Annotated in this window: 27 protein-coding genes; 2 read left to right on the forward strand and 25 right to left on the reverse strand. The window is 38.3% G+C overall.

The annotated features are described in order from the left end of the window. Positions 1-139 precede the first annotated feature (139 nt). Entirely contained in the window at positions 140-700 is a 561-nt protein-coding gene (locus ACIP9W_RS20795) for an MEDS domain-containing protein (RefSeq protein ID WP_400793065.1), read from the forward strand. Positions 701-891: 191 nt separating this feature from the next. Here ACIP9W_RS20795 and ACIP9W_RS20800 read toward each other — a convergent pair whose 3' ends face one another. Genes ACIP9W_RS20800 through ACIP9W_RS20820 form a run of 5 tightly spaced genes read right to left on the reverse strand, consistent with a single transcriptional unit; the run spans position 892 to position 4,765 of the window. Further along, a complete protein-coding gene (locus tag ACIP9W_RS20800) occupies positions 892-2,091 on the reverse strand; it encodes a CCA tRNA nucleotidyltransferase (RefSeq protein ID WP_400793066.1) in 1,200 nt (399 codons plus the stop codon). Between the two features lies 1 nt (position 2,092). Further along, positions 2,093-3,223: an N-acetyl-alpha-D-glucosaminyl L-malate synthase BshA gene (gene bshA / locus ACIP9W_RS20805; RefSeq protein WP_400793067.1), complete on the reverse strand. Its 1,131-nt coding sequence runs from the start codon at positions 3,221-3,223 to the stop codon at positions 2,093-2,095. Positions 3,224-3,235: 12 nt separating this feature from the next. After that, positions 3,236-3,643, reverse strand: coding sequence for a methylglyoxal synthase (mgsA, locus tag ACIP9W_RS20810; protein WP_142537195.1), 408 nt, complete (start codon positions 3,641-3,643; stop codon positions 3,236-3,238). A gap of 10 nt (positions 3,644-3,653) precedes the next feature. Then, complete coding sequence (dapB, locus tag ACIP9W_RS20815) at positions 3,654-4,430, reverse strand: 4-hydroxy-tetrahydrodipicolinate reductase (RefSeq protein WP_142537196.1); 777 nt, start codon at positions 4,428-4,430, stop codon at positions 3,654-3,656. Positions 4,431-4,432: 2 nt separating this feature from the next. Further along, entirely contained in the window at positions 4,433-4,765 is a 333-nt protein-coding gene (locus tag ACIP9W_RS20820; RefSeq protein ID WP_282245880.1) for a nucleotide pyrophosphohydrolase, read from the reverse strand. Between the two features lie 107 nt (positions 4,766-4,872). On the opposite strand from ACIP9W_RS20820, the gene ACIP9W_RS20825 reads away from it, so the two are divergent. Beyond that, the gene (locus ACIP9W_RS20825; protein ID WP_400793068.1) at positions 4,873-5,742 is read left to right on the forward strand and encodes a YitT family protein; all 870 of its coding nucleotides are present in this window, start codon (positions 4,873-4,875) and stop codon (positions 5,740-5,742) included. 621 nt (positions 5,743-6,363) lie between these two features. On the opposite strand, the gene ACIP9W_RS20830 is transcribed toward ACIP9W_RS20825, so the two are convergent. The 20 genes from ACIP9W_RS20830 to ACIP9W_RS20925 all read right to left on the reverse strand — a co-directional run bounded on the left by ACIP9W_RS20830 (position 6,364) and on the right by ACIP9W_RS20925 (position 25,613). Further along, positions 6,364-7,041 carry a zinc metallopeptidase gene (locus ACIP9W_RS20830; RefSeq protein ID WP_400793117.1) on the reverse strand — a complete coding sequence of 226 codons (678 nt, stop codon included), beginning with the start codon at positions 7,039-7,041 and terminating at the stop codon, positions 6,364-6,366. 60 nt (positions 7,042-7,101) lie between these two features. After that, complete coding sequence (lhaT, locus tag ACIP9W_RS20835) at positions 7,102-7,698, reverse strand: lipoprotein heptaprenylglyceryl N-acetyltransferase LhaT (protein WP_400793070.1); 597 nt, start codon at positions 7,696-7,698, stop codon at positions 7,102-7,104. Between the two features lie 87 nt (positions 7,699-7,785). Further along, complete coding sequence (locus tag ACIP9W_RS20840) at positions 7,786-8,565, reverse strand: menaquinol-cytochrome c reductase cytochrome b/c subunit (protein WP_400793072.1); 780 nt, start codon at positions 8,563-8,565, stop codon at positions 7,786-7,788. A 41-nt stretch (positions 8,566-8,606) separates the two neighbouring features. Beyond that, complete coding sequence (gene qcrB / locus ACIP9W_RS20845; protein ID WP_282245117.1) at positions 8,607-9,281, reverse strand: menaquinol-cytochrome c reductase cytochrome b subunit; 675 nt, start codon at positions 9,279-9,281, stop codon at positions 8,607-8,609. Positions 9,282-9,302: 21 nt separating this feature from the next. Next, positions 9,303-9,806, reverse strand: coding sequence for a QcrA and Rieske domain-containing protein (locus tag ACIP9W_RS20850; protein ID WP_282245119.1), 504 nt, complete (start codon positions 9,804-9,806; stop codon positions 9,303-9,305). 158 nt (positions 9,807-9,964) lie between these two features. Beyond that, positions 9,965-10,411 carry a DUF2487 family protein gene (locus tag ACIP9W_RS20855; protein WP_400793074.1) on the reverse strand — a complete coding sequence of 149 codons (447 nt, stop codon included), beginning with the start codon at positions 10,409-10,411 and terminating at the stop codon, positions 9,965-9,967. 13 nt (positions 10,412-10,424) lie between these two features. After that, positions 10,425-10,976 carry a ReoY family proteolytic degradation factor gene (locus ACIP9W_RS20860; protein WP_400793075.1) on the reverse strand — a complete coding sequence of 184 codons (552 nt, stop codon included), beginning with the start codon at positions 10,974-10,976 and terminating at the stop codon, positions 10,425-10,427. Between the two features lie 20 nt (positions 10,977-10,996). Beyond that, entirely contained in the window at positions 10,997-12,241 is a 1,245-nt protein-coding gene (locus ACIP9W_RS20865; RefSeq protein ID WP_400793076.1) for a tetratricopeptide repeat protein, read from the reverse strand. Between the two features lie 216 nt (positions 12,242-12,457). Then, positions 12,458-14,149 (reverse strand): methyl-accepting chemotaxis protein, encoded by a 1,692-nt coding sequence (locus tag ACIP9W_RS20870; RefSeq protein WP_400793077.1) that lies wholly within the window; start codon positions 14,147-14,149, stop codon positions 12,458-12,460. Between the two features lie 829 nt (positions 14,150-14,978). Next, positions 14,979-16,268: a 3-phosphoshikimate 1-carboxyvinyltransferase gene (gene aroA, locus ACIP9W_RS20875; RefSeq protein WP_400793078.1), complete on the reverse strand. Its 1,290-nt coding sequence runs from the start codon at positions 16,266-16,268 to the stop codon at positions 14,979-14,981. Between the two features lie 13 nt (positions 16,269-16,281). Beyond that, positions 16,282-17,382: a prephenate dehydrogenase gene (locus tag ACIP9W_RS20880; protein ID WP_400793080.1), complete on the reverse strand. Its 1,101-nt coding sequence runs from the start codon at positions 17,380-17,382 to the stop codon at positions 16,282-16,284. Further along, positions 17,382-18,482 (reverse strand): histidinol-phosphate transaminase, encoded by a 1,101-nt coding sequence (gene hisC, locus ACIP9W_RS20885; RefSeq protein ID WP_400793081.1) that lies wholly within the window; start codon positions 18,480-18,482, stop codon positions 17,382-17,384. The genes ACIP9W_RS20880 and hisC overlap by 1 nt, the downstream gene beginning before the upstream one ends. Before the next feature lie 24 nt (positions 18,483-18,506). Further along, positions 18,507-18,869: a chorismate mutase gene (gene aroH, locus ACIP9W_RS20890; RefSeq protein ID WP_400793082.1), complete on the reverse strand. Its 363-nt coding sequence runs from the start codon at positions 18,867-18,869 to the stop codon at positions 18,507-18,509. A 4-nt stretch (positions 18,870-18,873) separates the two neighbouring features. After that, positions 18,874-19,956: a 3-dehydroquinate synthase gene (gene aroB / locus ACIP9W_RS20895; RefSeq protein ID WP_400793084.1), complete on the reverse strand. Its 1,083-nt coding sequence runs from the start codon at positions 19,954-19,956 to the stop codon at positions 18,874-18,876. 3 nt (positions 19,957-19,959) lie between these two features. Continuing rightward, complete coding sequence (gene aroC, locus ACIP9W_RS20900) at positions 19,960-21,141, reverse strand: chorismate synthase (protein WP_400793086.1); 1,182 nt, start codon at positions 21,139-21,141, stop codon at positions 19,960-19,962. Positions 21,142-21,239: 98 nt separating this feature from the next. Continuing rightward, entirely contained in the window at positions 21,240-22,010 is a 771-nt protein-coding gene (locus ACIP9W_RS20905) for a CheR family methyltransferase (RefSeq protein WP_400793087.1), read from the reverse strand. Between the two features lie 496 nt (positions 22,011-22,506). Beyond that, on the reverse strand, positions 22,507-22,953 hold the full coding sequence (ndk, locus tag ACIP9W_RS20910) for a nucleoside-diphosphate kinase (RefSeq protein ID WP_142537214.1): 447 nt from the start codon (positions 22,951-22,953) through the stop codon (positions 22,507-22,509). Between the two features lie 195 nt (positions 22,954-23,148). Next, entirely contained in the window at positions 23,149-24,123 is a 975-nt protein-coding gene (gene hepT / locus ACIP9W_RS20915) for a heptaprenyl diphosphate synthase component II (protein ID WP_400793088.1), read from the reverse strand. 20 nt (positions 24,124-24,143) lie between these two features. After that, entirely contained in the window at positions 24,144-24,848 is a 705-nt protein-coding gene (locus tag ACIP9W_RS20920; RefSeq protein WP_282245142.1) for a demethylmenaquinone methyltransferase, read from the reverse strand. A gap of 3 nt (positions 24,849-24,851) precedes the next feature. Next, a complete protein-coding gene (locus ACIP9W_RS20925; RefSeq protein WP_400793089.1) occupies positions 24,852-25,613 on the reverse strand; it encodes a heptaprenyl diphosphate synthase component 1 in 762 nt (253 codons plus the stop codon). Positions 25,614-25,636: the final 23 nt, after the last annotated feature.

Consider the following 25,636-nt stretch of genomic DNA (forward strand, 5'->3'; position numbering starts at 1 on the left):
AAGCATACAAAGAAATTTTATCGCTATTTTTAAAATAATCAAAAAGTTATAGTTTTATATGGTATGCTAGTATAAATGATTTTTTAATCAATTTTTTATCTAAATAGAAAGTACTAGTTTTTTCTAATAGAGGTGAAATATGGGCGTACTATCTGAATGTGAATATAAAAAAATTTCTATGGGGCATATTTTTTATCGTTTTATGGATGAAAAAGCTTACATGGATAATATTTTTTCTTTTATTCAAGCTGGTATTGAAAATAAACAACAAATACTTATTATCGAAAATATGCGAAACCTACCAAAGGTACAAGCATTTATTGATGCGTCTTTTAAAGAGAATAAAAATTCTAATATTAGGTTGGTTAATAACTATGAGTATTATTTATCTAAAGGAGATTTTAGTACACACAACATCGTTAGCCATTTTGCAAAAGATCTTTCCTATTTAAATGATTGTAAATCAACGATTCGGACTTGGGCACATGTAGAATGGTCTTCATCAAAACCAACTGAAGAGTTGGTCAAAGAATTTGAATGTGTTGCAGATAACTTTGTAAAAGATTCAAAAATACTTTCTGTTTGTGCATATCCATCTGCAAGGCTAAACTCAAATTTAAATTTAGCACTTGAGGAATTTCATCAATATGTTATGACTGACAGTACTTTATCTTTATCGTCCATCTATCGCAATCTTTAACAAAGTTTCGACTGCCGTTTTACATATTTATACAAATAATATACTTAAGTAGTCTAGAAGGAGTCTATCCCCCTTCTGTATCATTTATAAAATTCATTGGATAATAAAAGTTTAAATAGCTAGTGACAAGAAAGCGATTCAACAGATTGTAATCTCTTTCTTGTCACTTGCCCGATCATCCATTGTTTAAATTAAATTTGAAGGTCATCGTCAATATATTCCTGAAAAAACCATTCCATTATCTCAGCCTTATCATTGACCAACTTATCGTTTACAATCATCACTGTTATCTTTTCCATAGCTTCCCGAATCCATGGACCTCTTTTCTTCTTTGTCCACTCCATTAGATCATTGCCATTTACGACTACTTCTTTCGTGGATGAAATAGGAAGCGTAGCTTTTGTTTGCTGAATTTGTTCTGCTGTGTATACTACTTCCATGTTTAATAGCTGCCTAGCATAGCTTGAAGCGGCAATAAGCACCTCTTCTGTAAACTGAAAAAAGCTATAAAGATTCCAGCAGCCTTTTTCTAGCTGTTCAAGTGCCTCTAACACCTGTTTCACATGTGTTTTTTCTGCGTTTGAGCATTTATAATAAGACAGAAGAGATTCAACTTCAGCATGTGGCTGCATAATTGCAAAAAAAGCCCAGCCGTTTGCAGTGTTACCGAAGCTCGAAAAACCTCTCCAGCAATTTTGATACGTTTCCCAATCGCCGGGAAAATTATTCGCCAAATGACTGGAAACAAATAACTCCATGCCATTCCCCACAAAGTCACTGATCCAAATTTTTTCTAGTTCCACTTTCACACGCTCCATGGAAACATGTGCAACCAAATGATGCAACGATTGAATGGCTTCCATTGTTTCTTTTTCAAGAGAATAATTCAGTTGCGCGGAAAAACGAATAGCTCGCAGCATGCGAAGTGCATCCTCTGCAAAGCGCTGCGCTGGATCTCCCACAGCTTTTATGATTTTATTTTCAATATCTTCCCTGCCGCCAAAATAGTCGATCAGCACGTCCGATTTGGTTAGTGCCATTGCATTCATTGTGAAATCACGACGCTTAAGATCTTCCTGAAGTGAACGAACAAACGTAACGGCATCCGGTCTTCGAAAATCGGTGTATGTAGTTTCGGATCGAAACGTTGTTACCTCAATAGTCTCACTTAAAACGACAAGGACGGTACCATGTTCGATACCTACATCAATTGTATGCGGAAATAACTGTTTGACCTCATTCGGTGTAGCATTCGTTGTCACATCCACATCATTTGCATCCACTTTTCGAATAAAATCACGGACTGCACCTCCGACAACATAAGCTTCAAAACCAGCATTCTCAAGTTTCTCAATTACTTTATAAGCTTCTGGCCACCGAGTTTTCATCATCTTATTTCTTCGCCACTCTTTCGTACATCGCTTCGTACTGTTCTACTATTTTTTTCGAACTAAATCGTTCTTCGATAAACATTAACGAAGTTTCCACCATTTGTTTATGTAAAATAGGATCTTGCAGCAATCGAATCCCATATTCCGCTACTTTTTCAACATCCCCAAGCTCTGCTAAATAACCGTTTTCACCATGAATAATTACTTCAGGGATACCTCCGACATTGGTGCCAATACATGGTACTTCACACGCCATCGCTTCTAATAACACTAAACCAAATGATTCCTTTTGTGACAGAAGGAGCATTAAATCCGAAATAGCATAGAGCTCTGACAAATTTTCTTGTTTTCCAAGAAATAGTACATCGTCTTCAAAAGAAGTTCCTTTTACATATTCCATTACTGGATGTTTTTCAGGGCCATCCCCTACTAACAGAAGTTTTGCCGGCATTTCTTTACGGATCAGTTCAAAACTTTTCACGATATCTGGAACGCGCTTCACTTTTCTGAAGTTAGAAACATGAATGACTACTTTTTCATCGGGACGGATCCCTAATAATTCTTTCAAATTTCCCGCATCTTTTTTGGAATATTCTTGTTCATCAACAAAATTGTAGATTGTTTCAATTTCTTTTTGTGGAGCGATTAGTTCCATCGTTTGACTAACTAATGAATGTGATACCGCTGTAACAATATCCGATTTTTCAATACCATACCGAATAGCTCCAGATAAGGAAGAATCATCTCCTAAAACAGTAATATCTGTTCCATGCAAGGTCGTCACAATACCTATATCCGATTTTGCCATATCCTTTGCCAAAATAGCACATACAGCATGGGGCATTGCGTAATGCACATGCAGTACGTCTAATTCTTCATCAACTATTACTTCTGCCATTTTATTTGCCAAGGCAATATCATACGGTGCATATTGAAACACAGAATAACTATTTACTTCTACTTGATGAAAAGTGATGGATGGATACATTTTGTTCAAACGAAAAGGCATACTGGAAGTGATGAAATGTATTTCATGTCCTTTTTCCGCAAGCATTTTACCAAGTTCTGTGGCGATTACACCGGATCCTCCTACAGAGGGATAACAAGTAATACCAATTTTTAATTTACGCATATAATCACTTCCTTAACGAGCACGTCTTTCTTCCAATAAACGCCAATCTAAAAATCCTTCTTCAATTCCTTTTAATAAAATCTCCGCTGTTCCCATATTCGTTGCAAGCGGAATCTGGTATACATCGCAAAGACGGATAAGTGCAGATACATCCGGTTCATGTGGCTGCGCAGTTAAAGGATCTCGGAAAAAGATAACCATATCCATCTCATTGTTTGCGATTGCCGATCCGATCTGTTGATCTCCACCGAGTGGCCCAGATTTATATCTAAAAACTGATAATCCAACCTCATTAATAATGCGCATTCCAGTCGTTCCTGTTGCAAATAATTCATGCTCTTCTAAAATAGATTTATAGGCCGTTACAAATTGGACTAAATCTTCTTTTTTCTTGTCATGTGCTACTAATGCAATTCTCATACCTTCACTCCTATAAAATAATCTCTTCTAAGCCGTATATAAGTGTATTTCGCTTCATTACTTCATGAATCGACAAAACTACACCCGACATGAACGAAGTACGATTGAACGAATCGTGACGCAGTGTGAGGAGTTGCCCATCTCCACCAAGCAAAACTTGTTGGTGTGCGACTAAACCAGGCAAACGGACACTATGAATATGCATCCCCTCAATATTAGCTCCCCTTGCTCCAGCAAATATTTCTTCTTCCTCCGGGTGACCCTGTTCAAATGGATTTCGAGTATCTTGAATCATTTGCGCGGTTTTAATCGCCGTGCCGGACGGAGCATCTACTTTTTGATCATGATGCATTTCGATTATTTCTACATCTGGTAAGTATTTTGCTGCTGTTTGAGCAAACTTCATCATAAGAACCGCCCCAATGGAAAAGTTAGGAGCAATAATACATCCAACTTGCTTTTCTTCTACCTTGGTGCGTATCTCGTCTAATTGTAAATCAGTAAAGCCCGTAGTACCAATAACTGGCCTTACTCCATATTGTAGAGCAGTCATAGCATGCCCATAAACAGCTGTGGGAATCGTTAAATCCACCAACACATCCGGCTCCGTTTGTTCAATAAGCTCCTCCAGCGAGGTAAAAATAGGAATCATATCTCCCAAATATTCTTCTTCTTTTTTATGATCTAATAAACCGACTAAAAGAAATTCCTCGTTTTCAATAACGGTTGCTACCGCTTCTTTCCCCATTCTACCTCTTGGTCCTGCTATTGCTACTTTGATAACCATAGTTAGTCCTCCTTTTTAGTCCATCGATCTTTATCACGTGTATTGTATTTATGTAAAACGTTTTGTAAAGATTGCTGTAAATCTATACCCTCCGCATTGGCTAAACATATTAGAACAAAAAAGAAATCTCCCATTTCATCGGCAAGTTCTTTCTCTACTTCTGTATGCTTCTTTTTCTTCGTGCCATACTTATGTTGAACTTCTCGTGAAAGCTCTCCGAGTTCTTCCGTTAATCTCGCTAAAAGTTCCATTGGAGGAAAGTATCCTTCTTTAAATTGACTTATGTATGCATCGACTTCATGCTGAAGTGCAGATAATGTTTTCTTTTCCGACATATTTTTCACTCTCCTCTCTTCATCGTAATAAATTTACACACCAGTTGTCAAAAGCTATTAAATAAAAGATAATAACTTTAGTATGGACTATTGAAAGAGGTGGGACAATGGGGCTTGGCTTAAAATTAAAAAATATTATTATGATTGTAATTGGTTCTGCCATTTATAGCTACGGATTTGTTCATTTTAATATGCAAAATGAACTCGGAGAAGGCGGTTTTGCAGGGATCACGTTAATCTTATTTTTCGTTTTTAAATGGGATGTAGCTTTGATGAACTTGTTATTAAATATTCCGATGTTCATCTTAGGGTGGAAGCTTTTAGGTAGAAAAGTGTTTATGTATACAATCATCGGCACTGTGGCTGTCTCTATATTTCTGAAAATATTTCAGATTTACGAAGTACAAATTGGGCTACAAGATGACATGTTTCTTGTTTCTTTATTTGCAGGGGTATTTGTCGGGGTTGGATTAGGTATCATTTTCAGATTTGGTGGAACTACTGGTGGCGTAGATATTCTTGCGAGACTTGGGCAAAAGTATCTCGGCTGGAGCATGGGGAAAACGATGTTCATGTTCGATGCAATTGTCATTTTAATTTCCTGGCTCACGTTCTTAGATATTAGATCGGTGATGTATACGCTAGTTGCAGTTTTTGTCGGAGCACGTGTGATCGATTTCGTACAGGAAGGCGGCTATGCAGCGCGTGGAGCATTTATCATATCTGAACATCAAGATGCGATTGCAAACCGTATAACGAACGAAATGGATCGTGGAGTGACTGTGTTAAAGGGTTATGGACATTACACAAAGAAAGAACGAGAGATTTTATATTGTGTTATTGCTAAGAATGAAATCGTTCGCCTTAAATCGATTATTACAGCAGTCGATCCGCATGCTTTTGTATCTGTAACGGAAACGAATGATGTGATGGGTGAAGGATTCACCCTTGATGAAGAGAAAAGGCCGATTGATTGAGAATTTGCTAGAACAAAACCTGTATTATATCTTTCTCAAAGGTCTTCGGACAAATTTATCGCTATATAATTAACGTTGGTTCTTTAGATAGGCTGGTCATGACTATAGTCACGACCAGCCTATCTTTTATCGGTAATCTTATGGTGTATTTATGTCCTGCGTCCTCCTTCAACTATATGAATAAGGTTAAGATCTTTTGGGTAATAAGTGAAAAGATACTTTCTAATAATAAAGTAAGCACCTGAAGATGAAATTTCAGGTGCTTTATCGCTGCTCTATCCAATAGTTGCTAACTATTTTTCTGGCTTAGACTCTTTTATAAGGAGATGAAAAACAGCTCAAATGTCTTCTTAATATAATCTAGATACATACAGCGAAGGCGCAGGTGGCTATTTATTTGTAAAAGTGGTTTTCGTAAAATGGTAATATATTGGCGCACTGTCATCCAGTTAATGGCTAAGAGTAATCAATTATGAAGGAAAGCAACCATTTCTTTTCGAAAAGCAACTAAATCAGTATTAGAGCAACCAAGTTCCTGGTGAAAGCAACTATCTTCAATAGTTTCCAAACCAACAAAAAAAGGATTGCTCAACATCTATTGAACAATCCTTTTTCTTTATTTTAATCGTTTCTTGACATACCTGTGTAGATTAATACTAAACGCAGTAATTCAAGTACAGCGACTGCTGTAGCTGCAACATATGTTAACGCGGCAGCACTTAATACTTTCTTCGCATGACGCTCTTCTTCGTTACGAATAATTCCTAACGAAACCATTTGGTCCATTGCGCGATTCGATGCATTAAACTCAACTGGCAGGGTTACAATTTGGAATACAACACCAGCAGCTAATAACAAAATACCAAGTAACAATAATCCGCTCATAGAAGCAAATATCCCAATCATCACGAAAATCCATGATGCGTGAGAAGAAATATTCGCAATAGGTACTAGTTTATGGCGTAAAGTTAAGAAGGAATAAGCTTCTTTATGTTGAATCGCATGTCCAACTTCATGTGCAGCGATAGCAGAACCTGCAACGGAAGCTTCATGATAGTTATGGGAAGACAATGCGACAATCTTAGTCATTGGGTTGTAATGATCACTTAAAAAACCGCTACTTTCCACTACCTTCACTTCATATAAACCATTTGCATCTAAAATAGTTCTTGCTACTTGTGCACCTGTCATACCTGAAGTGGAGCCTACTTTTGAATATTTTTTATACGTACTTTTTACTTTCATTTGTGCATATATCGGCAATAACAAAATTATTGCAAAATATATGATATAAGAAATCACGAAGCATTTCCCCTTTCTTATCTATACTTATTATTTTAATAGGTTATCCATTCTCATTCAACTAATTCGCTTTGACCTTTTTTGATAAACAACAATCGCAATGCTAATACATGCTATCGATAGCCAGAAAGTAAAATAGCCAATTTGGCTAGCATATTCGCTTAAACTACGATATACGGGCATCTGGCCGAACACATAGTCGATAACATCGTTATGCAATGTCCAAACTGCCGCAATAAAAATATGTACGAATGTAAATCGGTAAAAAGGGATATAAAGAATAGCCTGTAATGCCATCGCAAAATGAGAAACGACAAGCATCCATCCCATCCATCCAATGGAACCAGTCTCCATATATGTCCAAATGTTCATGACAACTGCCCATACTCCGTATTTAACCAATGTAATAAGCGCAAGCGCCTCTATTAACTTCCAATTTTTCTTCATTAACCAACCAAGTAATGCAATTGTAAAAAATAAGCTAGCTGTTGGACTGTCGGGAACGAAAAGAAGAAATTTAGGTTCTGTTACAGAGAGCTGGCTTTCATACCAAATATACCCGTAAATGGTTCCTAACAAATTCACTATGAACAATAACCACATAAACGACTTATTAAAAAGCACTAACTTCCCATACGCTATCAGCTCTTTCATCAAAACGCTCCTTTATTGGGTAAGTAAAAAAAGAGAGCCAGTTACCTGACTCTCTTAACTTTTATTATATCTAGCTTGCATGAATTATTATTCCGTTGGTTGAAGCGTTGTAATAAACTCCGCTAATTTGTGAAGCTCTTCTTCCGTACCTTGGTAAGTGCCACCTGGCATCCCACCTAAACCTTCATGTGCAATGTTAACGATTTCATCAGCAGTATATTCTAAACCAATTAACGGCTTACCTAAACCACCTTCGAATGCATTACCATGACAGCCTATACAAGACGATGCTTGGTATAGTTGATAACCTTCTGAAGTTTCATCAATTTCAACTGCAACTTCTTCTCTAATCTCACCATATGCTTTAGCTTTTTCCCAGTCATGGTTTACAACAGATTCCCATGTTAAGAAAATCATTGCAGCGATTGCTAAAAGCATAAAACCAGTTGGTAAAGGACGTTTAAATGGACGTCTTTCTTTACTTGTGTCTAGGAATGGTACTAATAGAAGTGCACCAAAAGCTAAACCTGGCATGATAATTGCTCCGATAACGTTAAACGGACCTGAAGCAAACTCATATTTTAATAACTGGTATAAGAACAAGAAATACCAGTCTGGTACTGGAATATAGCCAGTGTCCGCTGGATCAGCAGGACGTTCCAGTGGAGACGGATGTGCTACAGTTAGAACTAGATAACCTACTAAGAAAACAGCACCGACTAACCATTCCTTCAATAAAAAGTCTGGCCAGAAAGCTTCTGTTTTACCCGGATACTCAGAATAGTCTTTCGGAGTTTTCTTTGGTCTGCTAGCTGGATCTGTGACACGTGAGTCACCAACAAATTTCATACCTTTACCGCGATGCATAATGTCCCCTCCTTTTAAGAATTATCTGTGCCACTTACCCATTATAGTGGTCCAGAAATACCTTGACGACGAATCATGATAAAGTGTGCTGCTAGTAAACCAAATAATGCAGCTGGTAAGAAGAACACATGAATCGCAAAGAATCTTGTTAAAGTTTGTGCACCGATGATATGCTCATCACCAGCAAGTAATGTTTTGATTATTCCACCGATAAATGGAACTGATGCAGCAATTTCGATACCTACTTTTGTTGCGAACAATGCTTTCATGTCCCAAGGTAGTAAGTATCCTGTAAAACCTAAACCTAACATAACAGCGAAGATTAATACTCCAACCATCCAGTTAAGTTCACGAGGTTTTTTATAAGAACCAGTAAAGAATACACGTAATGTATGTAAGAACATCATAACAATAACAAGCGATGCTCCCCAGTGATGCATCCCACGCACGATTTCACCGAATGCTACTTCATTTTGAAGGTAGTAAACAGATTCCCATGCATTTTCAATATCTGGTACATAATACATAGTTAAGAACATACCGGATAGAATTTGGATTACTGTAATGAAGAATGTTAATCCCCCGAAACAATAAACAAATGCAGAGAAATGGTGTGCAGGGTTTACGTGTTCTGGTACTTCGTGGTCTGCGATATCACGCCATATAGGTGTAATATCAAGACGTTCATCCACCCAATCATAGATTTTATTAAGCACTGATGTCGTACCCCCTTACTTTTAAACTAATGTGTTAGGTATAGCTTTTCCAATTTCTAAGAAACCGTCATTTTCACGAATTTCAAATTGATCCAACGGACCTAGAGGTGGTGTTTTTGGAACGTTCTCTCCATTTTTCTCATAACGACCATTGTGACATGGACAGAAGAATTGATTTTTGTGAGCTGGGTCACCTTCCCAGTTTACAGTACAACCTAAATGCTTACATACTGGAGAAAGTGCAATAATTTGATCTCCTTCTTTATAAACCCATGCAGCATTTGTTATATCAGACTTGTACCATGCATCCACTTGTTCAAAAGTGAAATCTACACGCTCAGGAACCTCCGTAATATCGGCAATTTTCTTCTCCGTTAATACGAAATCTCCACCTTCTGATTTTTGCAATACAGGATCAATTGCAAAACGTACCATTGGCATAAGCATCCCTGCCGCCATGAAACCGCCAACACCTGTTAATGTATAACTTAGAAATTGACGTCTTGATACTTTATTGTTACTCATCCTTTTCCCCCCTCTTACTTAAAGGTCAGTCCAATGGACATACTTGCTTGAAATAATAATACTAGGACATATCCATGATATATCAATAAAAAAGGAAGGTCAATATTCCTTTGACATGAATTATGAACTTTGTGAACATTTCATGCAACAATTTGTCACTAATTCGCCCATTTTTTCGCGAAAATTGGAATGAGCTGTCGTAGTTGATCTTCCAACACAGAAATTCTCATTTTTTGATCCATCGAATCTAGTGGGACAGATGGAGTCCAAATTACGTCATGCTCATCCCCCATTGTACTCCACTCTCGATCTGAAGTAATGAAAAATATGTATTTAAACTCTGCTTTTAATAGTTCCTCTTTCCAATTTTCTAACAATGACTGCTTGTCCTGCGTCTTTGTATAAGAGAAGGAAGGAAATAATACAATCCTTCCTTTAAACTGATTTTCAATTAAGTTAGCCAAAGATAATGTATAATCTGCTGCAGATGCAGCAAAGCCAAATCCATGCTCTGAACCATCTATAACAATTAGTGGGATGACTGCTGTATCTATATATTCTTTTTGTGCTTGAAATACTGCACTATCTTTTCCGTTCCAATGCATGGTTATCTCTCTCCTAATTTCCTCTTTGTTGTAGTTGTTTCCACAATGCTGAAAGCTCCAGAAACTTTTCCTTGTTGTTTTCATCAATTGCTTCATCGATTTGTTTTTTTAATTGCTCCACTTGAAAGGAATGAAGGCTCTCTGCTACCATATCCTCCGCAATTCTTTTGTCCTTTTCACTAATATGCAAATACTTTGGCATAAAAGGATTTTCTTCTAACACCGCTAAATACTCTGGGCTAGGTGGCAAGGTTTGAAAATTCAATTGAATATACATATCTTCTTCTGGGTGTAGACGTAGATCATGAAATGACTTTTCCGCATCTGCTGTCATCACACTGCCCTTATAAAAGCGAAATGGGATACCAGAGGATGTTGTAACCGACATAATCATCGCTCTAGGACAATAGTGAGCTTCCTCTACAAAATGGACATTATTCAACAGTGTTTCGTGACTTATCAAGTAATTCAAAATCCAGACGCACTCTCTTCTTTTCATTTGATATTTCTTTAAAAACCAGCGAACAAATTCTTTTTTCTCCCCAACTGAAACAGAAGCAGTCACGTAACCTCTCCTTCCTTTTTTTATTCCACTAAGTCTAACCAAGTACTATTTTCAGGCTGTAATTTTTGCAGTATCGCTACTACTTCCATTGCTTCGTCTCTTTTCCCTTCTTCTAGCAGGAAATAGACGTAGTTTTCTAAAAATGCAGCATCCTCTTTATGTTCATTATATGCTAGCTTATAAAATGCATATGCTTCATCGTACAATTCTAAACGCTCATAGCTTTTCGCGATAAATGGATACATAGAAGACCACTCAAAGTGTTGTTCCTTCAACGTTTCATACAGTTCGATTAACTCCTCATCCATCTCTTCTGTCGAAAATAAGGAAGAAAGAATAAAAATGGCATCCATGTATTCAGGATCCAGAACAATTGCTTCTCGTAAAAAAGATTCCGCTTCTTTCACTCTACCCAATTTAAGCGCAATTTTACCCGCAAATAAATAATATTCTTTCTCAAATTCATCTCTTGCTATCCCATCTGTGATTGCTTTCAATGCTTCTTCATTTTTCTCGAGCATTGCATAAGTTTCCGCAAGCAGCATATACCCTGAGAAATAGTCTGGATCTATTTCAAGTAGGCTTTCTAAATGCTTTATTGCAGTTTCATAATGTTGTACTTGGAAGGAAGCATATGCTGCATGAAATAGGATATCCGGAGCTACTTCCTTTTCTAACGCTTCCGCGTAGTAAGGAATCGCTTCCTCATAAGCTGCTCCTGCACTATAGATTTCCGCAAGCTTGAGCGATAAGTCCACTGCAGGAATTGCATCTTGCTGCGGAATTAAATCTTCCATGATCCTTGCAGCTTCTAAATATCTACCAGTTTCGAACAATAGCTCCCCTTTTGCATAAAGAAGTAATGGCTCATTTGGCATAATGCCGATTGCTTCATTAATCTTTTGCTCAGCGACTTCGTATAATCCAATCATTTGATAATAATCAGCTAGTGTTAGAAGTGCTTGTGGATATGCTTCACTCGATTTATCGACTTTTGTAAGCAGTTCTAGGGCAGCATCCTCCTTATCCATTTCTAAATAAAGCTGTGCCTGGTCAATTTTCAGCTGATTTTCTTCAGGAAATAAATAATGTAGATGTTCTAATACATGTACCGCTTGCTGTAAAAAACCATACTGAGCTAATAAATCCGCAAGTTCGTATTGCTCATCTGGATTACCTTCCAATAAAAAAGCTTCCAACAGTTCTCCTAATTTTTCTAAGTCTCCCTCTTCCATTGCACGGATAAAAGGCATCATTTTTTCCATATCATCACCATACTTTCTCTATGTCTTTATCGTACAAGAACTATCGAATATGAACAAGAAAAAAACTCTCCTAATTGATGGAGAGCTTTTAAAATTTCTTTAAAGTTAAATCCTAGTTGAACATTCTCCCTTTTTATGTAAATACAAATGTAATTTTGCTACGCTTACATTCGCAAGGGAGAAGTGCTCTATTAGATTAATCCATTTAACGATCAATCATAGCTTGAATTGTCTTACGATGGCTTGTAAATCCTCCGCCATTTTGGAGAGACTGGTTGCAGAAGCTGTAATCTCTTCCATTGAAGCAAGTTGCTCTTCGGAAGCAGAAGCTACATTTTGTGTATTAGAAGCGGAATATTGCGCAATTTTGGCCATTTCTTCTATAGAAGCGTCCACCTCTTCTACACCTGCGGACATTTCTTCGGAAATAGCGGAAACTTCTTGTATTTGTGCAGTAACTTGTTCGATGGAAAGTAAAATTTTCTCAAAACGCATTCCTGTCTCATCAACTATTACTTTTCCGGCAGCCACTTCTTTTGTTCCAACTTCCATTACGTTTACCGCTTCACTTGTATCGGCTTGAATCTGATTGATGATTCCTGCAATTTGGTCTGCCGAGTCTCTGGACTGTTCTGCAAGCTTACGAACTTCATCCGCTACTACTGCAAAGCCTTGTCCATGTTCTCCGGCACGAGCGGCTTCTATCGCTGCATTTAAAGCCAGTAAATTTGTTTGGTCAGCTATTCCGGTAATAACCGCAATAATATTGCCAATTTCCTGTGAGAGGTTTCCTAATTTTTTTATACTTAAAGCAGACTCTTCTACTGCATTGTGGATGGTGTCCATTTGGTGAATCATTTGGCGAAGTGATTCATTTCCAAGGTTAGCTTCTTTATTTGTCTCAATTGCCGATTCGGAAACGGTGGATGAAGTCTCTGCTACTCGTTGAATTCCGACAGCCATTTCTTTCATAGCTTCGGATGATTCATTGGCAGTCACCACCTGTGTTTCCGATCCACTCGCTATATCTTGAATAGATGTTGCAATTTGTTCGGTTGCTTGAGAGGTCTGTTCCGCACTTGCTGTTAGTTCCTCTGCGGATGCTGCTACATGATTTGAGTTCATACTAACTTGCTCAATTACCGTACGAAGATTTTCAGCCATAAGATTAAAGGAACCGACTAAATCTCCTATTTCATCTTTGTTTTTCACTTTAACCATTTCACCAGAAAGGTCCCCTTCTGCCATTTTTTTAGCTGAGTTCGCTAATGCTACAACTGGGTTGGAAATAAGACGACCTAAAATAATAGCGATGGCAATTCCAACTAAAACTGCAATGACTCCTATAGCTAAGACAAGCATAATTGTATTTTTGACCAATAAGGTGTTGTTAGCTCCACCTTCGTTTAGCAAATCATTTTGAAAGTCTGAAAGTTTAGCAACTGCCTCGTCAAGTTTGACTACTATTTCTTTTCCTTCCGTAGAAACAAGTGCCTCATATTCCTCGAATTTCTTCTGTTTTCTTAAATCGAATACCTTCTTTGAAAACTGTTCATACTCAGCTTGAACCTGGTTTATATCTTCTAACATCTCAATTGCTACTGGAATTTTAAATTTGGATAATAAGGCATCGTACGCTGTTTTATAATTAGATACTGCAGTAGTATGCTCTTGGAGGGACCGTTCGTCTCCTAAAATTAAATACCCCCTCATCGCAATTATTTCTTGTTTGACCGCTACCTGCAGTTCCCTTATTTCAACAGCTTTCATTGCTTTATCGTCCAATAAATCTGTATATGAATTATTTACAGCAGTAATTTGGCTGTAGCTAATCCCAATCATAATGATTAATAACAGTAAAACTGCAGAAAATCCTCCAATCAGTTTTTTGTTAATCGTCCATTTCATAGTAAAACTCCTTAATACTTATATATTTTTTCAACTGATTCAAACCTAATGTATACAACTAAGTCTAAAGTCTTGAAAATGCACCTTTATCAAGTTAGCACAAAGAACTACAAAAGGGAAGTTCATTTACGATTTTTTAGTAGATTAACCCGTAAACTAGTATGTATTTAGACACAATTGCAGTAAAATTAGTGGATTTTGCAGGTAAATGGATAAATACAAGACCTTATCATCGTGTGGCAACAACACCATGATGAGCGGCATCTGGCTTCACTATTACCCAATTAATGGTTAAGGGCAATCAAACAGTCATTGAAAGCAACTAATTCTGTTCTTAAAGCAATCAAATCAGCATAAGAGCAACCAAATTACTAGTCAAAGCAACCAATCCCCAAAATAACAAGTTTCTTTGAATGAAACAAACAGGACTATAGTCCGTTATTTATAAACATTGCGCAAATCGATCCTAAGGTTGCGCGTAGTGTGAGAACATTGCGCAAATGCCATATAACGTTGCGAGTACCGACTGGAACGTTGCGCTTATTATCAGGCGGCAGTCTTCTCCAAACAAATAGAACGGCTAATTTTTACCGTAATGTATCGAGCCGCAGTCATAAGACTCACTGTGTGCAATACGATTGGGCTCCTGATTCTAGCAAAAGCGTAGGCTAGCAATTTACTTAGTGGCATCTCTGTTACTTTTCCAAACTAAAAAACTCTCCTATTTGAGGGAGAGTTTTGAATGATTTTTCACGCACAGATCCTAGTAAATAGAATGCAAATAGACCAAGGACCTTTTCTCGGTCCTCGGTCTATAAAAATTTCTTGTTTAACTGTTTCGTACACTATCCAATTGTTCAAAAAAGGTCGGGTAAGAAACGGCAATGCATGCTGGATCATCTAATGTAACAGCACTTGATGTTATTAAAGAAGCGATAGCCGCCATCATTCCAATTCGGTGATCTCCATAAGAAGTCAGGTCGCCACCATGAAGAGGGGTTGGCCCTTCCATAATCATTCCGTCCTCTGTTGCTGTGATGTTTGCTCCGAGCTTTTTCAGTTCATTGACAACCGCATCGATTCGGTTTGTTTCTTTTACTTTTAACTCTTCTGCATTTTTAATGATCGTTTTTCCTTCTGCCTGCGTTGCTAGTAAGGCAATGACTGGAATTTCGTCAATAAGTCGAGGAATTAAATCTCCGCCTATTTCTGTTCCTTTTAGGGAAGATGCTTCGATTTCAATAGTCCCCATTTCCTCATGGCTATTATTTTCGGAATCATTAATCGACATTTTTGCTCCCATTGCTTGAAGCACATCAATAATACCTGTTCTTGTCCCGTTTAGCCCAACATTCGTTAACGTTAGCTTACTATTAGGTACGATGGCTCCCGCAACTAAAAAGAAGGCTGCAGACGAAATATCGCCTGGTACAACGACATGCGTTCCAGTAAGCTTCTGTCCGCCTCGTAGACGAATCGTTTTGTTATCAACCGAAATTTCCGCTCCAAAATGTTGGAGCATCTTTTCCGTGTGATCACGAGAGGTTTCCATTTCTTCTACGACTGTTTCTCCTTCTGCATGTAATGCAGCGAGCAAAATCGCAGACTTCACCTGTGCGCTTGCAACGGGCATTTGGTAGTGGATTGCTTTCAATTTTGTTCCTTCCACCGCAATTGGTGTAAATTGTGCATCCTCTCTGCCGATAAAATGAGCGCCCATCTGCTTTAACGGAGCTGTTACCCGCTTCATCGGACGTTTTTGAATAGACTCATCTCCGATTAACACAGACGAAACATTGGAGCCTGCTAAAATACCGAGCATGAGTCTAGTAGTTGTTCCTGAGTTACCTGTATACAAAATCTCACTCGGCTCTTTCCATGCACCAATTCCATCACTTTTGACTTGAACGCTTTCTCCATCTACCGTTATTTCTACACCAAGCTTAGAGAAGCAATCAATTGTTGCTAAGCAATCATCACTTTGTAAAAATCCTTCTACAGTGGTTGTCCCTTCGGCGATAGCCCCAAACATAATGGAGCGATGAGATACAGACTTATCACCAGGAATTCGCAACGTACCTTGTAATGATGGCTGTGCATAATCTAATATTTTTCCCATAACGATTACCTCCCTAAGAAATATACGTTTCAAATGTTGTATTGTTCGCAATACATTCGACTGCTTTTGCACGATCTTCCATCGTCTGAAAACTAATGACCAAAATACCAAAAACGTCCACACGTGTTTCGACAATTCGAATGTTTGTAATACTAATACGATCTTTCGCTAAATATCCTGTGACTTCTGAAATAACCCCTGGATAGTCAGGTACGTCTACATATAAATCATATACAGCGAACATTGCACCTTGCTCATTAATCGGCAACTCATCTCGCACTTTTTTAGCAGTCCGAAAATAAGTTTCAATGTCTTCTGCATCTGATTGTAGAAGTAGGTTTTGCAGTTTTATCATTTCATCGATCCACGCTTGAAGCTGATGACTTAACTCATACCGGTTTTGAAGCGTAATGTCTCTCCACATAATCGGGTTTGACGAAGCGATTCTCGTTAAATCGCGGAACCCCCCTGCCGCAAGCTGCTTCGTGAACGGAAATTGTTCATTTTCAAAAGCAAGCTGATGTACAAGTGATGCTGCTACTAAATGCGGGAAATGACTAACTACTGCCGTCATATGATCATGCTCCTCTGCACTCACTTGCACGACTTTTGCTTTTGTTACTTCCAACAAGCTCGAAAGTCTGTTTACTTTATCTGTGCTCTCATTTGGAAAAGGAGTTAGCAAATAATACGCATTTTCAAATAGATGCGCTCTTGCTGCTTCTACCCCACTTTTATGTGAACCAGCCATAGGGTGTCCACCGATAAAAGTGATGCCTTGCTCTTTTAAAGTTCTAGCAGCTTTCATGATTTCATTTTTTGTACTACCCGTATCTGTTACAATGACCTGTTCTTTTAGTGGCCAACCTGCCAACTCGTTCATCAAGCGAATGGTTTCATTTACAGGAGTTGCGAATATAATGATATCTGCAAACGCTGCAGCGTCTTTCATATAAACTGCCATCTCATCGATGACACCAATCCTTTTCGCTGTTCGAAGTGCATGCGTGTTGGCGTCATAACCAATAATTTTTACATCGTTATTTCTTTTTAAACCAAGCGCTAGTGATCCGCCTATTAAACCAAGTCCTATGATGAAAACCGTTTGTTTCATTATAAAATGCCTTCCTCGTGTAAAACTTCGTCTAATTTTTGCAATAACTCTGCGTTTTGCTCTTCCGTTCCAATCGTAATTCGAAGATATCCAGGTTTCCCAAGCGCATTTCCGCTACGAACGATAAATCCACGTTTCATCAGTCCTTGGAACACAGCATCACTATCTGCCTTCACTTCCATGAATATAAAGTTTGTATGAGAAGGATAAAAATGTAGATTGCGTTCTGCACAGTATGCTTCATATTGTGCTTTACCAGCATTATTTTTTTCTCTACACGATTCGATAAATGCTTGGTCCTCTAACCCGATGATTGCGACTTCTTGGCTTAATACGGTGTTATTAAATGGCTCACGCGTTGGCTCTAATTGACTGATTACTTCTTCTGAGCCAATTGCATAGCCTACACGGAAACTAGCTAAGCCGTAAGCTTTAGAGAAAGTGCGCATGATTAATACGTTAGGGTGTTTGTCTAGTAATTGAATAGAGTCTTCATATGTTTCATCTGTTATGTATTCTGTATAAGCTTCGTCCAGCACGATTAATACATCATTCGGTACTTTTTCTACAAATGCTTTAATTTTATCGCTAGCAATAAGTGTTCCTGTTGGATTATTCGGATTACAAATCCATACGATAGCGGTATTTACATCCACTGCCTCCGCCATTTTATCTAAATCATGCTCTCCATTTTCAAGTAAAGGAACCGTTCGAACTTCTGCACCTTCTACAATCGCATTATGCTTGTATTGACCAAATGTTATATCTGCAACTACTGTATTTAAGCCTGGTTGTAGCAGCGCTCTTGAAACGATTAAAATATTTTCGTCTGAGCCATTTCCAAATAGTAATTGTTTTTCTGAAACGTTTAGATACTTTGCAACAGCCGTGCGTAGTTTAGATGCATAACCATCCGGATAAATAGCGTAGTTGATATCGGCACTATCTAAGTACGCTTTAACTTTAGAAGATGCTCCGTATGGATTTTCATTCGATGCAAGTTTCGTTACCTTACTTAAGTTGAACATTTTTTTTACTTCGTCTGTTGTTTTTCCCGGTTGGTATGCTTGTAATCCAGCAATTTGTTTTTTGAATTTCATCACATAGGTCCTCGTTTCTATAAGTTATTTCACTAAGTCTGGTCTTAATGTAACTGCATGGTTTAAATAGATGTGCTCGATATCTTGTTGTTTTTTTTCAGTGTTTATATGCATTAAAAGCCTAACGCATTTTTCTAGCGCATTTGGTACATCCATTTCATGTGTGCACATTACTGGTACATAGGTCCATCCTTCTAGGCTTCTCACTGCTCTCGCAGGAAATGCGGATGTTATGTCTGTCGTTGTTGAAATAATGACCGATGCAATATCCTCGGGCTGTACATCATTTGCTTTAGCCATTTCTTGTACAAGACGGCTTGTTTCTAGCAATACTTCTTCATTTGAATCGGCTGTTACCGTTGTTGCACCTCTTACTCCCCTGATCATCTAATCACTCCTTGATCCACTTTCTCAGCTGCTCGTCGCAATGTTGTACATCGCTCATCGAAATTACTTGTACAAAAGGCTCTCCAATTACTTGAAGCAATGCAAAATGGAGCTCTCCATTCGTTGTTTTCTTATCCTTTAACATAAACCCTGCTAATTGCTCAAACGAACATTCAAGTACATGCCCAAAATTGTATCCTAGTCTAGTAGCAAGCTCATATACTTTTTTGGCATAGCCTGCTTCTACATTCCCGTGCAATTCACTCAACATTAAAGCGGGAATCATACCAATCATCACTGCTTCACCATGTGTAATTTTACCGTACCCAACAGTTGCTTCGATCGCATGTCCATATGTATGACCAAAATTTAAATATTTGCGGTACGATTGCTCTTTTTCATCGAGTTCCACAATACGCGCTTTGACACGAATCCCTTTTTCTAGCCATTGTAATAATGTTTCATTGTCGATAAATTCGATATTAGGTAATGAAAAAAACTCATCCACCCACTCAGCATCGCTTATTAGTGCATGTTTAATCACTTCTGCGAGTCCCGAACGAACTTCCGCTTCTGGCAAAGTAGCTAGAAAATGAAAATCGTAAATGACCGCTTGTGGCTGATAAAAAGCACCGATCATATTCTTGCCATTCGGATGATTAATGGCAGTCTTTCCACCAACCGCACTATCATGCGCTAAAATAGTTGTAGGTATTTGATAAAATGGTATGCCGCGCATAAAAGTAGCCGCAACAAATCCCGTTAAATCTCCTACTGCTCCTCCACCTAACGCAAACAGCGCCGAGTTTCTCGAACAATTTTCTTGTAGTAAAAATGTTTGCACATCAAAATATGCATCGAAATTTTTACACGCTTCTCCATTTGGCACAATATAAACTTTAAATGGGAATGAAAAATGCTTGCGAACATATTGTTCATGTAGACTCCAAACATGCTCGTCCGTAATAATCACTAACTGATCGGCTTTTTCTAAAGCAGCCTTATACTGTATACAAAAATCTTTTAATATATTTTCTCCTAAATGCACTTCATATGAAGCATCGGTTGTTTTTACCGGGATATTCACGACTTAAAACCCCTTTGTATAAGCTCGATGTCTTTCTATTTCCGCTTTTAATGAATCCATTTTATCGCCATTGAAAGTATCTAATACCGCTTGCGCAATTTCCCATGCAATGACCGCTTCTGCAACTACAGACGCTGCAGGTACCGCACAGCTATCAGATCGCTCAATACTCGCTTTAAACGGTTCTTTTGTATCTATATCAACACTTTGTAATGGCTTATAAAGCGTCGGAATAGGTTTCATAACCCCTCTTACGACGATTGGCATTCCTGTCGACATACCGCCCTCTAAACCGCCTAAACGATTCGTATCACGTGTATACCCTTCTTCTTCACTCCAGGAAATCTGATCGTGAACTTGACTACCAAATAAATTCGCCATTTCAAATCCTAATCCAATTTCTACACCCTTAAATGCATTAATACTCATCATAGCCATTGCCAGTTTCGCATCTAATTTGCGATCATAATGGACATAGCTCCCGACACCTGCTGGCATTCCTGAGATAATCACCTCTACCACACCACCGATTGTATCACCCGCTTTTTTCGCATTGTCGATTGCTTCCACCATTTTTTCAGAAGCTTCAGAATCCAAACAATAGACAGGATCTGCTTCGACAATTTCACGAATCTCTTCGATCGATTTGCCATTAGCTAAACCTAAGTCCGCTTCGATCCCACCGATTTTCGTTACATGAGCAACGATGGAGATGCCTAATTCGCTTAATAATTGTTTTGCCACTGCTCCTACTGCAACTCGTACAGTCGTTTCACGTGCCGAAGAACGCTCTAATACATTGCGCAAATCACGATGACCGTATTTCATCCCACCAACTAAATCGGCATGTCCTGGACGTGGTCTTGTAATTTGTCGTTTAATATCCTCTGGATCAATATCTTCACTTAATGGTTCAATGCCCATAATATTCGTCCAATGTTTCCAGTCATCGTTGTTTACGACAAGACACACCGGTGATCCTAATGATTTTCCGTGGCGTACACCTGCAGTAATGGCTACAGTATCCTTTTCAATCTGCATTCTTCTTCCACGACCGTGGCCACCTTGGCGACGTTTCAATTCTTTATTTATCTGTTCACTTGTAATTTCTAATTGGGCTGGTAACCCTTCTATAATTGCTGTAAGTTGTGGTCCATGTGACTCACCTGCTGTTAAATAACGCACAACACTTTCCCCCTTCAACTCGCTAAAGTATTTATATTCCACTATAACATAGAATCTTTCTCAAAGTAAGAAGAAAACTGTCTATTTTTTTAGACAGTTCATTTCTTCCGATAAAAAAACGTGTCTTCCGTTTCCAATCCATAATTCCCTGGATTGAAAATTTGTTCAGTACTACCGACGAATAGGATGCCACCCGGCTTAAGAGAATTACTAAAGTTTTTATATATTTGATCCTTCGCTTCCTCTGTAAAATAAATCATGACGTTGCGACAAATAATTAAATCGAAATTCTTCTCATATGTATCCTTTAATAAATTGTGTTTTTTAAATGTGACGGTCCTTTTTATCGCATCGTCCACTTTATAAAAGGCTGCTTGTTTCTCAAAATATTTCGACTTCACATGAGCTGGAACTTCCGCAAGCGATCGCTCCGGATAAATCCCCACTTTCGCCCTTTGAATGGCATTTTCATCTAAATCTGTTGCTAGTATAGAGATTTGAGAGAGCGGTTGGTGATGAGATAGCACCATTGCAGTAGTATAGGGCTCTTCTCCAGTCGAACAAGCGGCACTCCATATTTTTAATCGTTTGTTCTCTGCTAATAGTTTAGGAAATATCTTTTGTTCTAGGACATCCCAGCGTTTCGCATTTCGATAAAACTCAGACACATTTATTGTCATTCTATCTAAAAACTCATTCAATAGATTTCTGTCTTTGTCTAATGCTTGAAAGAAATCGACAAAGTTTTTATATCCTTTTTTTTCATATAAAGAAGTAAGGCGTCGTTTCATTTGGGCTTCTTTATACGCAGCAAGATCAATTCCCGTTTTTCTTTTAACGGAATCTACAAATTTAATATAATCTGGCAACTGACATCGTTCCTTTCCAAAGACCTATGTATAGTATATCGCAATCAGTCCATTTCGAATATAGAAAAAGACAGACAAATGTGAACACTTGTCTGTCTTTTTAAAATTGGATTCAAGAATTGTCCAGCTGTACCGCCTAGCTTCTCGGGGTCAAATAACCTTCCCTCCATGAAGTCAAAGAGCGACTTCTTGTAGGAAAGAACATTTGCCTGTCGAAGCTGACACAGGCGGCTTCACTTTTCTCGGGGTCCAGCTGCACCGCCTAGCTTCTCGGGGTCAAATAACCTTCCCTCCATGAAGTCAAAGGGCGACTTCTTGGAGGAAAGAACATTTGCCTGTCGAAGCTGACACAGGCGGTTCCGCTTTTCTCGGTGTCCAGCTGCATCGCCTTGCCCCTCGGGGTCAAATGGGAAAAAGCTGTGGTGGCTGAAGAGCTGCCTCCTCGCTTTTCCCCAATTGCCTGTCGGAGCAGACATAGGCGATTCCGCTTTTCTTATTAGTTAATCCAGTTGTTAGCGTCTTTAGCGTATGCTACTAGTTCTTCTTGTTTGAAGAATAGACCGATTTCGCGTTCAGCGCTTTCTGGTGAGTCAGAACCGTGGATGATGTTTTTACCAACAGTTACTGCGAAGTCTCCGCGGATAGTTCCTGGAGCTGATTCTTTAGGGTTTGTAGCACCCATCATAAGACGAGCTGTTGAGATAACGTTTTCCCCTTCCCAAACCATAGCGAATACTGGTCCAGAAGTGATGAATTCTACTAATTCACCAAAGAATGGGCGTTCTTTGTGCTCTCCGTAATGTTGTTCAGCTAATTCAGTTGGGATTTGCATTAATTTTGCTCCAACTAATTGATATCCTTTTTTCTCAAAACGACTTACGATTTCACCGATTAGGTTACGTTGTACGCCATCAGGTTTTACCATTAAAAATGTTTTTTCCATGATTAACACTCCTCAAATAAATATAATAAGCTTAAGTGAAACTTCCATCAGTCGGGGTTCTTTCCCCCTATTTATGGATAGTTGAACCAATCGTGGTTTTACAGGCTGCAAGTTTATGTTGGATCTTACAACTGTTAAACCGGGATAAAATTCTCCACCGTTAAAAATAGTATCACTATGAGCTATCTTTTTCAATTAAAACTTACGCTTACTCATAAACAATGCGATATTTTGCAATGATTTTTTAGCAGAGTTCGCAGGAAGTTGTTTTACTTCATTCAAAGCTTTTTGTAAATATAAATTACTTACTTGTTTTGCCTTCGTAATTCCTTCCGAATTGCGAATTTCTTTTAATAGATTTTGTTGATCGTCGGAAGAAATAGTTCCATTAAACATCGCATGAAGTAACGGAGCTACTCCCGGCTCATTTTTTGCGTAAAGAACTGGTAATGTAATATTCCCTTGCAATAAATCGCTTCCAGCAGGTTTCCCTAATTGCTCATCTGTTGAGACAATATCTAATATATCATCGATAATCTGAAATGACATCCCAACGTAATAGCCAAAAAGCTTTAAATGTCTTACCGTTTTAGCATCCGTTCCTGAAGCAATGGCTCCAAGCTCACAACTTGCAGAGATTAAGATAGCGGTTTTGCGCTTTATTCTTCTTAAATAATCTCGCACCGTTTGGTCTAAGAAACGCTTATCTTCCACTTGAATAATCTCTCCGATGCAAAGTTCAATCATGGTGTGAGATAACACTTCATGTGCATATGTATTTTTTACTTCTGTTATGTATTCCATCGCCTTTGCAAAGAGAAAATCGCCTGTATACATGGCGACTCGATTATTCCACTGTGCTTTGACTGTTTCTCTACCTCTTCTTGTTTCTGCATCATCTATTACGTCATCATGCACAAGGGACGCCATATGTATGAGCTCTACTGGCACAGCAACATTTTTAATGGATTCAATCGAATAATTTCCGAACTTCGCTGCAAGTAGAACAAAGACGGGGCGAATTCGTTTTCCTCCAGCGAGAAGTAAATGAAGAGAGGCTTCATTCAATAAGTGAGAGGAAGAATTCACAGCTACTGCTAGCTCTTTTTCTATGACTTCTAAATCCGACTTTAAATCGGAATAAAGTAATTTCAACTTCATCTTATCCACAGATCCAAACCTTCTCCCACTTAAATATCTTTTTTGAAACCAATATGTCTTGCTGCAGCACCGCCACTATATGGTTTACTTGTTACATTCTTCATACCAACTTGTTCAAATAATTTCTTAAGCTCCGCTCTATTCGGAAAGTCTTTCGCTGACTCTTGTAACCAAGAATACTCTTTATAGCTTTTCGCAAATAGTTTACCGAACAGCGGCATTATATAGCGGAAATAAAAACGAAATCCTGCATTGAAAATTTTGGAATCTGGCTGTGATGTTTCTAAACAAACAATCATACCACCAGGTTTTGCCACACGATTCATCTCACTAAGTACTTGCTTGTAATCAGGTACATTTCGAAGACCGAAACCAATTGTGACGTAGTCGAATGTGTTGTCCTCAAAAGGTAACTCCATGGCATTGCCTTGTAATAATTCAATTTGAGGAATATGCTTTACTTTTTCTTTTCCGACATTCAACATATTTTGACTGAAATCTAGTCCTTTTACATTGCCAGTCGGTCCAGTTGCATTTGCTAACGCAATCGTCCAGTCGGCAGTACCGCAGCATACATCTAATGCCGAGCTGCCTGGTTTCACTTGCATCGCTTTCATCGTGTCACTACGCCATATTTTATGTTGTTGAAAACTGATCACAGAGTTCATTGAATCATAGTTATCTGATATTTTTTCAAACACTTCATGTACATGTTGCTCTTTTGATTTTCCCACTGTTTAACCTTCTCTCAACTGCGTTTCCAGCGAACATTTCGTTACTCGTTCTACTATTGCATGTTTCACATGTTCTTTTAATAATTCCGAAGAACGAACATCTTGTATTAAACTGTTTTCTATTTTTTTTATCTCCGTTTGAAGTAAGTTTACATTCGATTTCAAAACGGATGACTTATCGATATAAAAAGTAGCTTCCATTCGTTCATAAGCAGCCATCTCTTTTTTCAATGAAGCTAGTAATAACGCTTCTTTCATAAAAAATACATAGTCATGGAAAGAATAGTATTCCATAAATTGTTCGATGGGTTTACTTTCTATCAGTTGAACGGACCCGATCAATTGTTCAAACGTATAATTTTGTTGATCGTAGAATCTCGTTTTATGCTCGGTAATAGAAGCGACACATTCTGACAATTGTCGAATTAAATCTATCTTTTTATCTTTTGCTAGCAACTGATAGTATTTCCCGCTGTAATAGTCTCCTGCCAGCACTTGTAATTGCTGTTCTCTCGACGTTGCATTTTGTTCTTTCACTAAATCATGTGCAGCAAGTGCTGAGAAGATAAGAGAAATGGCGATAACAGAAATTCGTTCTGACTCGTCCCAATCCTCTCCATTGAGTAGTGGTAAAAGTGTAAAAAACAAACGTTCTTCGTCAATGATTGGAGTCCCTGTATAGTTTAACAAAGTACTTTGCCGAGTTTGCATGAGAATATCGCTTTTGTATTGATTTACCTGTTGTGTGATCATTGTTTCGTTCATACACTTTACTCCATTTCCCAACC

This window comes from Psychrobacillus sp. NPDC093180, from assembly GCF_044754065.1.
Taxonomy (GTDB): domain Bacteria; phylum Bacillota; class Bacilli; order Bacillales_A; family Planococcaceae; genus Psychrobacillus.